12 protein-coding genes are annotated in these 12,446 nt (G+C 58.5%); 2 read left to right on the top strand and 10 right to left on the bottom strand.

The genetic code is table 11. The features are described from left to right. Positions 1-76: 76 nt before the first annotated feature. The 4 genes from ndk to BM160_RS14870 form a co-directional block, all read right to left on the bottom strand. Positions 77-502: a nucleoside-diphosphate kinase gene (gene ndk, locus BM160_RS14885; RefSeq protein WP_092006961.1), complete on the bottom strand. Its 426-nt coding sequence runs from the start codon at positions 500-502 to the stop codon at positions 77-79. 127 nt (positions 503-629) lie between these two features. Next, the gene (locus BM160_RS14880) at positions 630-2,102 is read right to left on the bottom strand and encodes a pseudouridine synthase (protein ID WP_092006960.1); all 1,473 of its coding nucleotides are present in this window, start codon (positions 2,100-2,102) and stop codon (positions 630-632) included. Positions 2,103-2,112: 10 nt separating this feature from the next. Then, entirely contained in the window at positions 2,113-2,820 is a 708-nt protein-coding gene (gene scpB / locus BM160_RS14875) for an SMC-Scp complex subunit ScpB (protein WP_255368920.1), read from the bottom strand. Between the two features lie 117 nt (positions 2,821-2,937). Continuing rightward, positions 2,938-3,972, bottom strand: a complete 1,035-nt coding sequence (locus tag BM160_RS14870) for an RluA family pseudouridine synthase (protein WP_092006999.1) — start codon at positions 3,970-3,972, stop codon at positions 2,938-2,940. A gap of 17 nt (positions 3,973-3,989) precedes the next feature. Between BM160_RS14870 and BM160_RS14865 the strand changes: the two genes are divergently transcribed. Beyond that, on the top strand, positions 3,990-4,814 hold the full coding sequence (locus tag BM160_RS14865) for an outer membrane protein assembly factor BamD (RefSeq protein WP_092006959.1): 825 nt from the start codon (positions 3,990-3,992) through the stop codon (positions 4,812-4,814). On the opposite strand, the gene BM160_RS14860 is transcribed toward BM160_RS14865, so the two are convergent. Then, positions 4,777-6,783, bottom strand: coding sequence for an ATP-dependent DNA helicase (locus BM160_RS14860; RefSeq protein WP_092006958.1), 2,007 nt, complete (start codon positions 6,781-6,783; stop codon positions 4,777-4,779). The two genes, BM160_RS14865 and BM160_RS14860, sit on opposite strands and share 38 nt — an antisense overlap. Next, the gene (locus BM160_RS14855; protein ID WP_092006998.1) at positions 6,783-6,986 is read right to left on the bottom strand and encodes a DUF465 domain-containing protein; all 204 of its coding nucleotides are present in this window, start codon (positions 6,984-6,986) and stop codon (positions 6,783-6,785) included. The genes BM160_RS14860 and BM160_RS14855 overlap by 1 nt, the downstream gene beginning before the upstream one ends. Before the next feature lie 84 nt (positions 6,987-7,070). On the opposite strand from BM160_RS14855, the gene BM160_RS14850 reads away from it, so the two are divergent. Next, complete coding sequence (locus BM160_RS14850) at positions 7,071-7,832, top strand: PP2C family protein-serine/threonine phosphatase (protein ID WP_092006957.1); 762 nt, start codon at positions 7,071-7,073, stop codon at positions 7,830-7,832. Positions 7,833-7,836: 4 nt separating this feature from the next. Here the strand turns inward: BM160_RS14850 and BM160_RS14845 are convergent, their stop codons facing one another. The 4 genes from BM160_RS14845 to odhB all read right to left on the bottom strand — a co-directional run bounded on the left by BM160_RS14845 (position 7,837) and on the right by odhB (position 12,419). Continuing rightward, positions 7,837-8,484 (bottom strand): hypothetical protein, encoded by a 648-nt coding sequence (locus tag BM160_RS14845; protein WP_092006956.1) that lies wholly within the window; start codon positions 8,482-8,484, stop codon positions 7,837-7,839. Beyond that, positions 8,481-9,578, bottom strand: a complete 1,098-nt coding sequence (gene zapE, locus BM160_RS14840) for a cell division protein ZapE (protein WP_092006955.1) — start codon at positions 9,576-9,578, stop codon at positions 8,481-8,483. The genes BM160_RS14845 and zapE overlap by 4 nt, the downstream gene beginning before the upstream one ends. Before the next feature lie 79 nt (positions 9,579-9,657). Then, entirely contained in the window at positions 9,658-11,085 is a 1,428-nt protein-coding gene (lpdA, locus tag BM160_RS14835) for a dihydrolipoyl dehydrogenase (RefSeq protein WP_092006954.1), read from the bottom strand. Positions 11,086-11,153: 68 nt separating this feature from the next. Continuing rightward, positions 11,154-12,419, bottom strand: coding sequence for a 2-oxoglutarate dehydrogenase complex dihydrolipoyllysine-residue succinyltransferase (odhB, locus tag BM160_RS14830; protein ID WP_092006953.1), 1,266 nt, complete (start codon positions 12,417-12,419; stop codon positions 11,154-11,156). Positions 12,420-12,446 lie beyond the last annotated feature (27 nt).

Below are 12,446 nucleotides of genomic sequence, written 5' to 3'. Positions count from 1 at the left end.
GGCGTGCGATGCTTAAAGTCGCCCCACGCAAGCGACGACCCGGAAACTGGGCAGCAAAGCATGGGGGCGAACATAATTAACGTCCGTAAACGTTCAGGCCAGCAAAGAAGAAAGCGATTTCTTCTTTGGCGGTTTCAGCGGCGTCGGAGCCATGCACGGCATTGGCATCGATGCTGTCAGCGAAATCGGCGCGAATGGTGCCGGCATCAGCCTTCTTTGGATCGGTTGCGCCCATCAGGTCACGGTTTTTCAGCACGGCGCCTTCGCCTTCCAGCGCCTGGATCATCACCGGACCGGAAATCATGAAGGAAACCAGATCCTTGAAGAAAGGACGCTCTTTGTGCACAGCGTAAAAAGCCTCTGCCTCGCCTTGCGACAAATGAACCATCTTGGCGGCAACAACCTTCAGGCCGGCGGCTTCAAAACGTGCATAGATTTGACCAATCACGTTTTTCGCAACTGCGTCGGGCTTGATGATAGAGAGGGTGCGTTCGATTGCCATGAATATTCCTTAAAGCTTAAATTTTTTGGATTTTTAAATTATTCAAAAATTGAATAAAGCCGATGATTTTAACCTGTGAGACCTCAATCTCAGAGCAACCCCGCGAATTGCAGTACTACTGAGAAGATTAGCGGTTGCCACCGCGATTCCCACCGCCACGGTTGCCGCCACTACGACCTCCACCCGCGCTGCCACCGCTACGGCGTGGACCGCCACTGTTGCCACCAAAACCACCCGTGCTACCACCGCCACCACCGCGGCGCTGACCCTGGTCCTGTCGCTGCCGTGTGAAGGTATCGGCGCCAATGTAGCCAAATGAGGTTTTCATGGGGTCGGGCTGCGCCGCACCGCTCGACTTGTCGCTACGGGGACCACGATCAGGGCGCCGCTTTTGCCCTTGCGCTCCACCCGCGCCAGGTGGGCCAAAACGCCCACCCGCATTGCCGCCCTGGCTACGACCTCTTGCACCGGGGTTTCCAGCAGCACCACGGGGTCGGTCATTTCTACGGGGAGCACGCTGCTGTTGCGCCTCTTCGCCGGTTGCTTGTTCCGGATTCGCAGACTCGCCCCGTGAATCAACACGGGATTCAGAGCGGCTGACCGCATTGGTCAAGGCCCAAATATCCTGCTCATCCAGCTCGACAAACGCGCCTCGCTTGAGTCCACGTGGCAACACCACCGCGCCATAGCGGATGCGAATAAGACGGCTTACGGCATGCCCCACAGCTTCGAACATGCGCCTGACCTCGCGATTGCGCCCCTCGGAAATAGTAACCCGGTACCAGCAGTTGACGCCCTCGCCGCCCCCCGCCTCGATGGAGCCAAATTGCGCCACGCCATCGTCAAGAGTCACGCCCTCAAGCAGACGCTTTTTTTCCTCATTGCTCAGCGCGCCCAATACCCGCACCGCGTACTCTCGCTCCAGCCCGAAGCGCGGGTGCATCAACCTGTTGGCCAACTCACCAGAGTTGGTCAACAGCAGCAAACCTTCGGTATTCAAGTCAAGACGACCGACAGACTGCCATTTGCCCTGAAAGATCTTGGGTAAACGCCTGAACACGGTAGGTCGATTTTGCGGGTCATCGTGCGTCACGACCTCCCCGGCTGGCTTATGATAAGCAATCACGCGCGGTGGTGGCGGATCAATGCGCACCCTAATTGGCTTGCCATTGATCTTGATGCTGTCGCCAAACTGGATGCGCTGCCCGATGTGGGCTGGCTCGGCATTGACCGAAATACGACCCTCAAGAATCAGCTGCTCCATTTCCAGTCGGGAACCCAGCCCGGCCTGTGCCAGCACCTTGTGCAGCTTGGGGGTTTCAGGCTGCGGCGTCAGCACGCGCTTGGGCAACTCCAGCGCAACGTCGTCTTCATCGGCATCAAACTGCCCCGTAACCACATCTTCAAAGCGGATGGTGTTTGGCGCCGGCGCTGGAGCGCGTCGCTTGACTTCTGCGTGTGGCTGGGCGGCGCGCTCCACCCCGGAATTTACTCCTAAATCAGGAGCGCTCTGCACAGGCTGCTCTTGCGCCGAAGCCTTATTTGGCTCATTTTCTGGCAAAGCGGCGGCATCAAAAACAGGGGGGTCTTGTGGGTTCATACTTTTACATTCATGTGGATGGCTGGCTAACGCCCGAATCATGAGGCGCCGATTCAGGATCGGGGCCGGCCTTTGATTCCAAGTTTTCCTGAGTTTCCGGCTTTACTTTCGACTTGGCAAACTCATCATCGGAGACCTCCTCCGAGGCCGCAAGCATCGAATCGCCAATGGCCAAATCTATTTGGTCCAGCATGGCTGCATCGCCTTGCGCGTTGCCCATCACGGGCAATTGATCAAGGGACTCAACCCCCAGATCATCAAGGAACTGCCGGGTTGTTGCATAGAGTGCGGGCCGACCTACGGTTTCCCGGTGACCAATGACCTCAACCCAACCGCGATCTTCAAGCTGTTTCAGCAGCAAGCTATTGATGGTAACGCCGCGAATGTCTTCCATGTCGCCCCGCGTCACGGGTTGGCGATAAGCAATGATGGCAAGGGTTTCCAGGGTAGCCCGGCTATAACGGGGTGGTTTTTCGGGATGAAGCCGATCCAGGTATTCGCGCATCTGCGGCCGGCTTTGAAAGCGCCAACCCGTTGCCACATGCACTAGCTCCACGCCACGACCAGCCCAATCGTCTTGCAAGGCTTCGAGCACCAACTTAAGACTGTCGGCGCTGAGTACCCCGTTAAACAAGACACTCATTTCACGCAAAGGCAGCGGCTGCTGCGCGCAAATAAGTGCTGTTTCGAGGACGCGCTTGGCATCCGTCGTATTCATGATAGGTCGTTCCGAAAAAAGGCGAGAAAAAAGCGGAGGGGAAGCACTGATTTTTCAGCGCATTGCATCCATGCGCAATCTCCCGATCAGGAGCGCCATGCTGCGGGTAGCGAAAAACTACTCGATTTGATTGTATCTCAGGCCGAAACCCACAATGGCAGCCTGCAAATCATCGGGGGGCAAGGACTTGAACTCCATCATGGCCCCGGTGACTGGATGCTCAAACGCCAGCCGGCAAGCGTGCAGCGCCTGGCGCTCCAGACCACCGGCCCGCCCGCCGCCATACAACTCATCAGACACCAAGGGATGACCCAGGGAGGCCATATGGACCCGAATTTGATGAGTCCGACCAGTGTGCAGCTTGCACTTCACCAGGCAATGTCGTTCGGCGCTCTGCAGCAGCGACACCACCGTCGATGCCACTTTGCCGGAATTCTTCTCAAGATCAACCACCGCCATACGCAGCCGGTTGCGGGGATCCCGGCCAATCGCCGCTTCGACCTGACGGGTCCTCGCTCCCTGCCATGCGCCATGTGCCAGCGCGATGTACTCCCGGCTAACGCTCCGCGCAGCAATCATGGCTACCAATTGATCCATGGTTTGCCGCTGCCGCGCCACCACCATCAAACCGCTGGTGTCTTTGTCCAGGCGATGGACAATGCCGGCGCGTGGCAAAAAAGATGCTTGCGGATCACGGGCCAGCAAGCCGTTGAGCAAGGTGCCGCTCCAGTTGCCAGGCGCAGGATGCACGACCAGCCCTGCCGGCTTGTTGATCACGAGGAGAAATGGATCTTCGAACACGATATCCAGCGCCATGACCTCGGGCTTGAAGGCCTGGCTTTGTGGCGTAGGGCGCAACTCAATGCCTAGATCGTCCCCGGCTTTGACCTTGGTCGATGTTTTACTGACCACCCGTCCATTGAGCGTCACCACCCCAGCCTCGATCAATTGCTGTAGATAACTGCGCGAGAACTCGGGCACAGCGCCCGCCAAAGCCCGATCCAGGCGAACGCCATGACTCTCGACGGGAACCGTGACCCGCCTCAATTCCATCTCTGTACTACTAGCGCCCTCCTCCAGGAGGTCTTCCAGTTGAGCGTTGACTGGTGCAGCGCCCGATATAATCAATTTGCTTTGTTCTGAATCAGTCATCAAGAAGGTCGATTGCAATGTTTTCCACCAAATTATCGGTTGTTCCCAATGCATCGCCGCTTGTTGCAGCCGTTTGCGCATTGTCTTTTGTCATTGCTGGCTGCTCAAGCACGCCCGCGCCCGACAAAACGGCCGGCTGGAGCCCCAACAAGATTTATGCAGAAGCCAAGGATGAGGCGAGTTCTGGCGCCTACGACAAGGCAATTCCGCTGTATGAAAAATTGGAAGGTCGCGCCGCCGGTACTCCCCTGGCGCAGCAGGCTCAGCTTGACAAGGCCTACGTTCAGTATAAAGGCGGAGAGCAAGCCCAAGCCCTTGCCACCCTGAACCGATTTATCAAACTTCACCCCGCCAGCCCGGCCATGGACTACGCCCTTTACCTCAAAGGACTGGTGAACTTTAACGATGACCTTGGACTTTTCGGATTCATCTCGCGCCAGGACTTGTCCGAGCGTGACCAACATGCGGCCAAGGAGTCGTTTGAGTCCTTCAAGGAGCTGGCCACCCGCTTCCCCGATTCGCGCTACACGCCGGACTCACGCTTGCGCATGGCTTATATCGTCAACTCCCTGGCGCAATCCGAGGTTCATGTTGCCAGGTACTACTACTCCCGTGGTGCCTACATTGCGGCTATCAACCGCGCCCAGACGGCGATTGCCGACTATCGCGACGTTCCGGCAGTCGAGGAGGCCACTTACATCCTCTACAAGTCCTACGATGCCCTGGGAATGACCGAGCTACGCGACGACACCCGTCGCATCATGGAAAAAACCTATCCACAAAGCCACTACATGAGCAAAGGCTTCAAGTCGGTAGATAACCCATGGTACAAGTTCTGGTAAGGCGTTCCAGCCGCTCCATGAGCGCTTGCTCCGACTCCAGCCTTTGCAGGGGCGGCAATGCCCGCAGCAAGCGTCGGCCATAGCCCATGGACGTCAGACGGCTGTCGCACACCACCAGCACGCCCTGATCGGTTTCCCGGCGTATCAGCCGCCCAGCCCCCTGCTTGAGCGCCATCGCAGCCTCGGGTAGAAAATAGTCTTTGAACGCACTTCGCCCCTGGGACTCCAACTGCTTGGAGCGGGCTTCTGCCAGAGGATCGTTGGGTGGTGGAAACGGCAGTTTGTCGATGACAAGCAGCTGAAGTGCCTCGCCGGGCACATCAATGCCCTCCCAGAACGATGCAGACGCAACCAGCACGCATCCTTTTCCGCCCCGGGCACGTCCCTCCCGAAAGCGCTCAATCAACACCCGCTTGGGCATCGCACCCTGAAGCAAGACCTCCATGTCATCGGAGTGTTCAAAGGTCGCCTGCAGTGCCTCACCAATGACACGCAAGGATCGCAAGGTGGTGGTCAGTACCATGGTGCGCCCCCCCAGATGTTGTGCCCAGACCGCCGTGCACTGCGCAACCTTCTCAGCATGCGCGGGCTCGCCAGGCTTGGGGAAGTCTTGCGGAACGTACAAAGCCGCCTGACGCTCATAGTCGAAAGGGCTGCCAACCCGCAGCACCTGAGCATCATCTAGCCCGCAAGACTGGGTAAACCAAGAGAGCTTGTCATCGTCGCCCAGCGTGGCCGAGGTAAATATCCATGATTTCACCGCTTCGCCAGAAGCGCCAAGCATCTTGCTTTTCACCGTCTGAGAAATATCCAGCGGTGACTCGACCAGTCGCAACTGCGTTCCTACATCCACCCAACGCACGCGGTCTGGCTCACAGGCACCGACAAAGCTTTGGGCACGCGCCGCCAGTTCTGTGGCGCGCTCTCCAAGACGGACAAAATCAGGGGCTATCTCGCTGACGCTATCAAGCGCGGCACAGGCCCGCACACAGGAAGCATGGACCGCATTCAGCGCCAACTCCCAAGCCTCAGCATGCAAACCCTCGGGTGACTCTCCAGTCCAGCGCAATCGGGTACCCGGGTACTGCTTGCCAGCGCACAGGCGCAGTTCACGGGCCGCTTGTTCGGTGCTTGCAACCAGTTCTTGCCAGTCCACCAGGCCACGGGCCAGTTGCAAGCCAGCAGCCAGCATTTCACGGGAAAAGTCCAGCAACTGGCCGGTACTCAGATTCCTGCCGAGAAACTGCACGCCGGTTTCATTCAACTGGTGGGCCTCGTCGAAAATGGCAATCCGCACAGAAGGCAAAAGCTCGGCCACGCCCGATTCACGAACCGCCAAGTCGGCAAAAAACAGATGATGGTTGATCACCACCACATCCGCCGCCATGGCCTCCCTGCGGGCCAGATTGACATGACAGGCACGAAAGCGCGGGCATGGCGCGCCCAGGCAGTTATCCCGTGTCGAGGTCACCAGAGGAATGACCGGCGAACGCTCATCCAGCCCGGGCAGCTCCGCCAGATCCCCCGTTCGGGTCGCTTGGGACCACTGCTCAACTTTCGCCAGCGCCCGCACTGAAACACCATCGAGAAAGTGCCCCTCCTGGCGAGCCGTCTCCATGCGATGCAAGCATAAATAGCTGGCCCGCCCCTTGAGCAATGCGGTGCGCACCGGCAAGCCAAAGGCGGCCACCAGGCGGGGCAAATCACGGCCGAACAGCTGATCCTGCAAAGCCTTTGTCGCGGTAGAGAGCAACACGCGTTCACCGCTTAAAAGCGCTGGTACCAGATAAGAAAATGTTTTGCCGACACCCGTACTGGCCTCTACCACCAAAGGGTAGCCACCTTCAATGGCGCACGCGACGGCCAGCGCCATCTCGGCCTGCCCCTTACGCACCACAAAGTGGTCGGTCGCCTGCGCCAAAACACCTCCCGCGGCAAACGCGGCCTCAACTTCCGATACCAAATTCATCAGGCGGGCTCTGCAGGATTCAGTGAGGATTCGAGATGCAAGATACGGTCTCTGAGCTGAAGACGGCGCTTCTTCAGCCGCCGGAGTAGCAGCTCGTCAATCGCAGGCGCAGCCGCGGCCGTGTCGGCAAGAGCATTCAAATCGGCATGCTCGATTTTGAGCTCTATCAGTTGACGCTCCAGGGAGTGAAGATTTAGATCCAAGGTTTTTATCCGTGCTCGCAGCTTCATCTGATAATACGTCGATTGCCGTCACAAATCGAGCCTACGCAGCTTGACGATTACACAATGTCCAAAGGTTATCGAATCACCGCGTCCACAGGTATCCACAAAGGCGACCGGGACTATCAACAAGATCAGGTCAAACTGCTAAGCCATGCCCGCATCCCTGGTTGCGTGCTCGGCATCGTGGCCGATGGCATGGGCGGGCGAAGCGGCGGGCGTAAAGCCTCTGATCAAGTCATGCTGACGGCCAAGCAATTGTTTGATCGCTATGCCCCCGAGACCGATGATGCATCTTCGATGCTCAAGCAAATCGTGGAAGAAGCCCATATCGTCATCAAGCTGACAGCGATCTCGGCCGAGCAGGAACCTCACAGCACGCTGGCAGCCTTCCTGATCAACCCCGGAGGTGATTGCCACTGGGTACATACCGGAGATTCCCGTATTTACCATTACCAGGGCAGCAAGCTGCTGCATCGCACCACGGATCACTCCTACGTGCAAACCTTGGTGGACAAGGGTGAAATTTCTGAGGAAGAAGCCAATATTCACCCCCAGTCGAATATTCTCATGGGCTGCCTGGGCGCCGACGAAGCGCCGCCTATCGCCCAGCACTTCATTCCTCAATTGCGGCCAAACGACATGCTGCTAGCCTGCAGCGATGGTGTATGGCACTACTTCAGCGCCAGCGAAATGGGCTCGGCACTGTCCATGTTGTCACCGCGCGAAGCCACCGAATTCCTGATTCAGAAAGCCAGATCACGCGCGCGCGGCGGTGGTGACAACCTGTCGCTGATCATCGTCAAACTGGAATCCCTGCAGAGCTAATCCGCTACTCGGGCAAAGGCAACGACTTGGCCGGTGGATCGACTCGCTTCAACCGATCGCTTTCATGCTGAGCCCGGCGTTGCAGGGCTTCTTTCTGGCGGTCATTGAATTTTTGGGCTGCTGCTGCGGTTTCTGCCTGCTTGGCCGCTCGCCCATCGGCTTTGTCTTGATTCGACTTGAGCTTATTTGCACTGGCCTCGCTGTTGGCCTTTGCGTTGGATTGGGCAGTAGCGCCCTGCTGCTGTTTATTCTTTTCCCTGTCCAACCGCGACTGGTGGTCTTGCATGGCCTTGGTGCGCCGTTCCGCAGCCTCCTGCTGCTTTTCAGGCGATGATTTTTCCTCGATTTTTTGCAGTTGATCCGCCCCCTTTAAGGCACGTTCCTCGTCATTGAGTGCAATTTCCTGACGCCGCAAATCGGCCATTGCCGCGCGTCGCCGGGCATTGACTTCACCCAGGCAGCGATTAACCAGAAATTTCTTATAACAAGCGACGTCTTCGGCCAGGAATCCAGCCTCCAGCCTGCTTCGATCCGCACCGATTCTTGCCCGTTCCGTCGCAATGCGGGCAGACGCGTCCTCAGCCGACGTCGTTTGCGCGCTCGCAAAACTTGCCAGCATGACGAGGTAAAAGGTAATCGCCAGGATTTTCATGTCAACGTTGTGTCCACGGTTCTGTGCTCCAGCGCCAGAAACTCCATTGACTGCATTTCATTGAGGCGCGACACGGTGCGGGGAAATTCATGCACCAAAGGGCCCTCCGTGTACAACGCATCGGGAAGCACGGCGGCCGACATGATCAGCTTGACGCGCCGGTCATAAAGCACATCCACCAGCCAGGTAAAGCGCCTGGCCTCGGACGCCATCCGGACCGGCATATGAGGTACGTCGCTCAAGAGCACGGTATGAAACTGGCTGGCAATTTCCAGGTAGTCGTTCTGGGACCGCGGCCCGCAGCACAAGGCCTTGAAATCAAACCATACCACGCCGCCAGCCCTGCGTCTGGCATGGATCTGGCGGGACTCAATCTGCAGCACCGGGTTTTCGTCCTGAGACGCCGCCAAGCGATTGAAAGTCTCCCGCATCTCGGCATCCGCCTGGGCACCCAGCGGCGTGTGATACAGCTTGGCCTGCTCCAGGGTGCGCCTGCGATAGTCGGTTCCGTTATCCACGCTGAGAACTTCCAGCCTGTCCTTCAGCAGCTCAATGGCGGGAAGAATCCGGTCGCGGTGCAAGCCGTTGGGATACAGCTCATCCGGATGAAAATTGGAGGTCGTCACAAAACCCACGCCATTGGCAAACAGCGCGGCCAGCAAGCGATGAAGAATCATCGCATCGGTGATATCCGCCACATGAAATTCATCAAAGCAGATCAGCCGGTAGCGTTTGGCGATCCGCTTGCCCAGCTCATCCAGCGGATTGGCCATGCCTTGCAAGTCCTGCAGCTCCCGGTGCACCTCACGCATGAACTCGTGAAAATGCAGGCGGACTTTTCGCTGCAAGGGGACGACGTTAAAAAAGCAGTCCATCAAGAAGCTTTTACCCCGCCCCACTCCGCCGTGCATGTAAACGCCACGGGGAATGTCGGGCCGGTTAATCAACTTCTTGAAGGCGTTCGAACGCTGAGCCTTAAAGGCTGCCCACTCGGTGGCGCAACGCTCCAGGGCTTCGACCGCACGTAGCTGCGCCGGGTCACTGTGGTAACCCCGCGCAGCAAGTTCGGCCTCGTAGGCTTGTTTGACGCTCACGGGCAGTACTTCCGATAGTTATGAATTGATAGCACCTCACGCCCGCCAGATGCGGGCTAGAGGCCTTTTTGGCTCAAAATCAGAAGTTCAGCGTGCGCTTGTCTACCGCCAGCGCTGCCTCTTTCGTGGCCTCGCTGAGCGATGGGTGAGCATGGCAAATACGGGCGATGTCTTCGCTGCTGGCGCGGAACTCCATGGCCACCACGCACTCGGCGATCAGCTCGCTGGCAAAGGGGCCGACGATGTGCACACCCAGGATTTCATCCGTGGCGGCATCGGCCAGCATCTTCACCATGCCGGTGGTGTCGCCCAGCGCGCGCGCGCGGCCGTTTGCCATGAAGGGGAAGCTGCCGGCCCGGTAGGCGCGTCCGGCCGCCTTCAGCTGCTCTTCGGTTTGGCCAACCCAAGCAATTTCGGGGTTGGTGTAAATCACCCAGGGAATGGTGTTGAAGTTGACATGGCCATGCTGGCCGGCGATACGCTCAGCCACCGCCACGCCCTCTTCTTCCGCCTTGTGCGCCAGCATGGGGCCGCGCACCACGTCACCGACCGCCCAGACATTGGGCAAATTGGTTTTGCATTCATCGTCAACCACGATGGCGCCGCGCTCGTCGAGCTTGAGGCCCACGGCATCTGGTGCCAGGCCAATGGTGTTGGCAACACGGCCGATCGAGATGATCAGCTTGTCAACGTCCAGCGTCTGCGCTTCGCCCTTGGCATTCACATAGGCCACGGACACACCGGATTTGGCGGTCTTGATCTCGCCGACCTGGACGCCGAGCTCGATCTTCAAGCCCTGCTTGGTGAAAGCCTTGTGGGCTTCCTTGGCGATTTGCTGGTCAACCGCGCCCAGGAAGGTCGGCAGACCTTCCAGCACGGTGACTTCAGCACCCAGACGGCGCCAGACCGAACCCATTTCCAGGCCGATCACGCCGGAGCCGATCAGGCCCAGCTTCTTGGGCACGGCGCCAATGCGCAAAGCACCGTCGTTGGACAGGATGTTTTCCTCGTCAAAAGGCGCGCCAGGCAGCGCACGGGCATTGGAGCCGGTGGCCACAATGATGTGCTTGCCGGAAATCACTTCTTCGGCAGCGCCGGCAACCTTGATCTCGTAGGCGCCGTCCTTAGCGGCAGCAAACGAGCCGCGGCCGTGGAAAAAGGTGACTTTGTTCTTTTTGAACAGGTAGACGATGCCATCGTTGTTCTGCTTGACGACGGTATCCTTGCGGCCAACCATCTTTGCCAAGTCCAGGCTCAAGCCCTTCACTTCAATGCCGTGATCGGCGAAATGATGGCTGGCGTGGTCGTAATGCTCGGAGGACTGGAGCAAGGCCTTGGAAGGAATGCAGCCGACGTTGGTGCAGGTGCCGCCCAGCGCGGGGCCGCCCTTGGCGTTTTTCCACTCGTCGATACAGGCGACGTTGAAACCCAGTTGAGCGGCACGGATGGCGGCAATGTAGCCGCCGGGGCCGCCACCAATGACGATGACGTCAAATTGTTTGGACATGTTTTGTTTCCAATAAAGGGGAAAGCAGGCTGGCCGTCAATCGCGGCTTCAGCCTGCCTTAAAAGGTCTTAGATATCGAACAGCAGGCGGGATGGATCTTCCAGCGCCTCTTTCATGGCCACCAGGCCTAGCACGGCTTCGCGGCCGTCGATGATGCGGTGGTCATAGCTCATGGCCAGGTAGTTCATCGGACGGATCACGATCTGGCCGTTTTCAACCACGGCACGATCCTTGGTGGCGTGCACGCCCAGAATGGCCGACTGCGGTGGGTTGATGATGGGCGTGGACAGCATGGAGCCGAACGTGCCGCCATTGGAGATGGAGAAGGTACCACCCGTCATCTCTTCGATGCCCAGCTTGCCGTCCTTGGCTTTTTGGCCGTATTCAGCAATTTTCTTCTCGATGTCGGCAAAGCTCATCTGGTCGGCATTGCGCAGAATCGGCACCACCAGGCCGCGCGGCGAGCCCACGGCGATGCCGATGTCGAAGTAGCCGTGGTAGACGATGTCATTGCCATCGACCGAGGCGTTGAGCACGGGGAATTTCTTCAGCGCATGGACGGCGGCCTTGACGAAAAAGCTCATGAAGCCAATCTTCACGCCATGCTCTTTGGTGAAGGCATCCTGGAACTTCTTGCGCATGTCCATCACCGGCGCCATGTTGACTTCGTTGAAAGTCGTCAGGATGGCGTTGGTCGATTGCGACTGCAGCAAACGCTCGGCCACGCGAGCGCGCAGACGGCTCATGGGCACGCGCTGCTCTGGGCGCTCACCCAGGTCGGGGGCCTTCACATGGGCTGCCACTTGAGGCAAGGATTTGACCGGAGCGCCCGTAGGAATTGGACTGGCAGCTACTGATTTGGTAGCACCTGCGGCTGTGGCGACAAGCACATCACCCTTGGTGACGCGGCCATCCTTGCCGGTGCCGGGAACGGAGCCTGCCGCCAGGCTGTTGTCTGCCATCAGCTTGGCAGCCGCTGGCATGGGCACGCCGGCCATGGAGTTGCCGCCTGCCGCAGCCACTGCGGGAGCCGAGGTCGTGGCCACAGCCGGTGCAGCAGCTGCAGGAGCAGAGGCCGCAGCGCCAGCCTTGCCTTCGGTATCAATTCTTGCGATCACTTGATCCGACACCACGGTGCCGCCATCGGCGACCACAAACTCGGTCAGCACGCCGGCTGCGGGTGCCGGCACTTCCAGCACGACCTTGTCGGTTTCGATTTCGATCAGGATTTCGTCGATGGCAATTGCCTCGCCGATCTTCTTTTTCCACTGCAGCATGGTGGCCTCAGCCACGGACTCGGACAATTGGGGAACTTTGACTTCAACGATAGCCATTTTGATTCTTTCGTGTGTGTTCTTGAT

Origin of the sequence: Polaromonas sp. OV174 (assembly GCF_900112285.1) — a bacterium.
GTDB lineage: Bacteria > Pseudomonadota > Gammaproteobacteria > Burkholderiales > Burkholderiaceae_C > Polaromonas.
This window is presented reverse-complemented; position numbering and strand designations above follow the sequence as displayed.

Excerpts from the sequence above, each read along its gene's own strand:
- scpB (WP_255368920.1), bottom strand. The coding sequence starts at position 2,820 with ATGAATACGACGGATGCCAAGCGCGTCCTCGAAACAGCACTTATTTGC.
- BM160_RS14880 (WP_092006960.1), bottom strand. The coding sequence starts at position 2,102 with ATGAACCCACAAGACCCCCCTGTTTTTGATGCCGCCGCTTTGCCAGAA.
- lpdA (WP_092006954.1), bottom strand. The coding sequence starts at position 11,085 with ATGTCCAAACAATTTGACGTCATCGTCATTGGTGGCGGCCCCGGCGGC.
- ndk (WP_092006961.1), bottom strand. The coding sequence starts at position 502 with ATGGCAATCGAACGCACCCTCTCTATCATCAAGCCCGACGCAGTTGCG.
- BM160_RS14860 (WP_092006958.1), bottom strand. The coding sequence starts at position 6,783 with ATGAATTTGGTATCGGAAGTTGAGGCCGCGTTTGCCGCGGGAGGTGTT.
- odhB (WP_092006953.1), bottom strand. The coding sequence starts at position 12,419 with ATGGCTATCGTTGAAGTCAAAGTTCCCCAATTGTCCGAGTCCGTGGCT.
- BM160_RS14870 (WP_092006999.1), bottom strand. The coding sequence starts at position 3,972 with ATGACTGATTCAGAACAAAGCAAATTGATTATATCGGGCGCTGCACCA.
- BM160_RS14850 (WP_092006957.1), top strand. The coding sequence starts at position 7,071 with ATGTCCAAAGGTTATCGAATCACCGCGTCCACAGGTATCCACAAAGGC.
- BM160_RS14865 (WP_092006959.1), top strand. The coding sequence starts at position 3,990 with ATGTTTTCCACCAAATTATCGGTTGTTCCCAATGCATCGCCGCTTGTT.
- BM160_RS14845 (WP_092006956.1), bottom strand. The coding sequence starts at position 8,484 with ATGAAAATCCTGGCGATTACCTTTTACCTCGTCATGCTGGCAAGTTTT.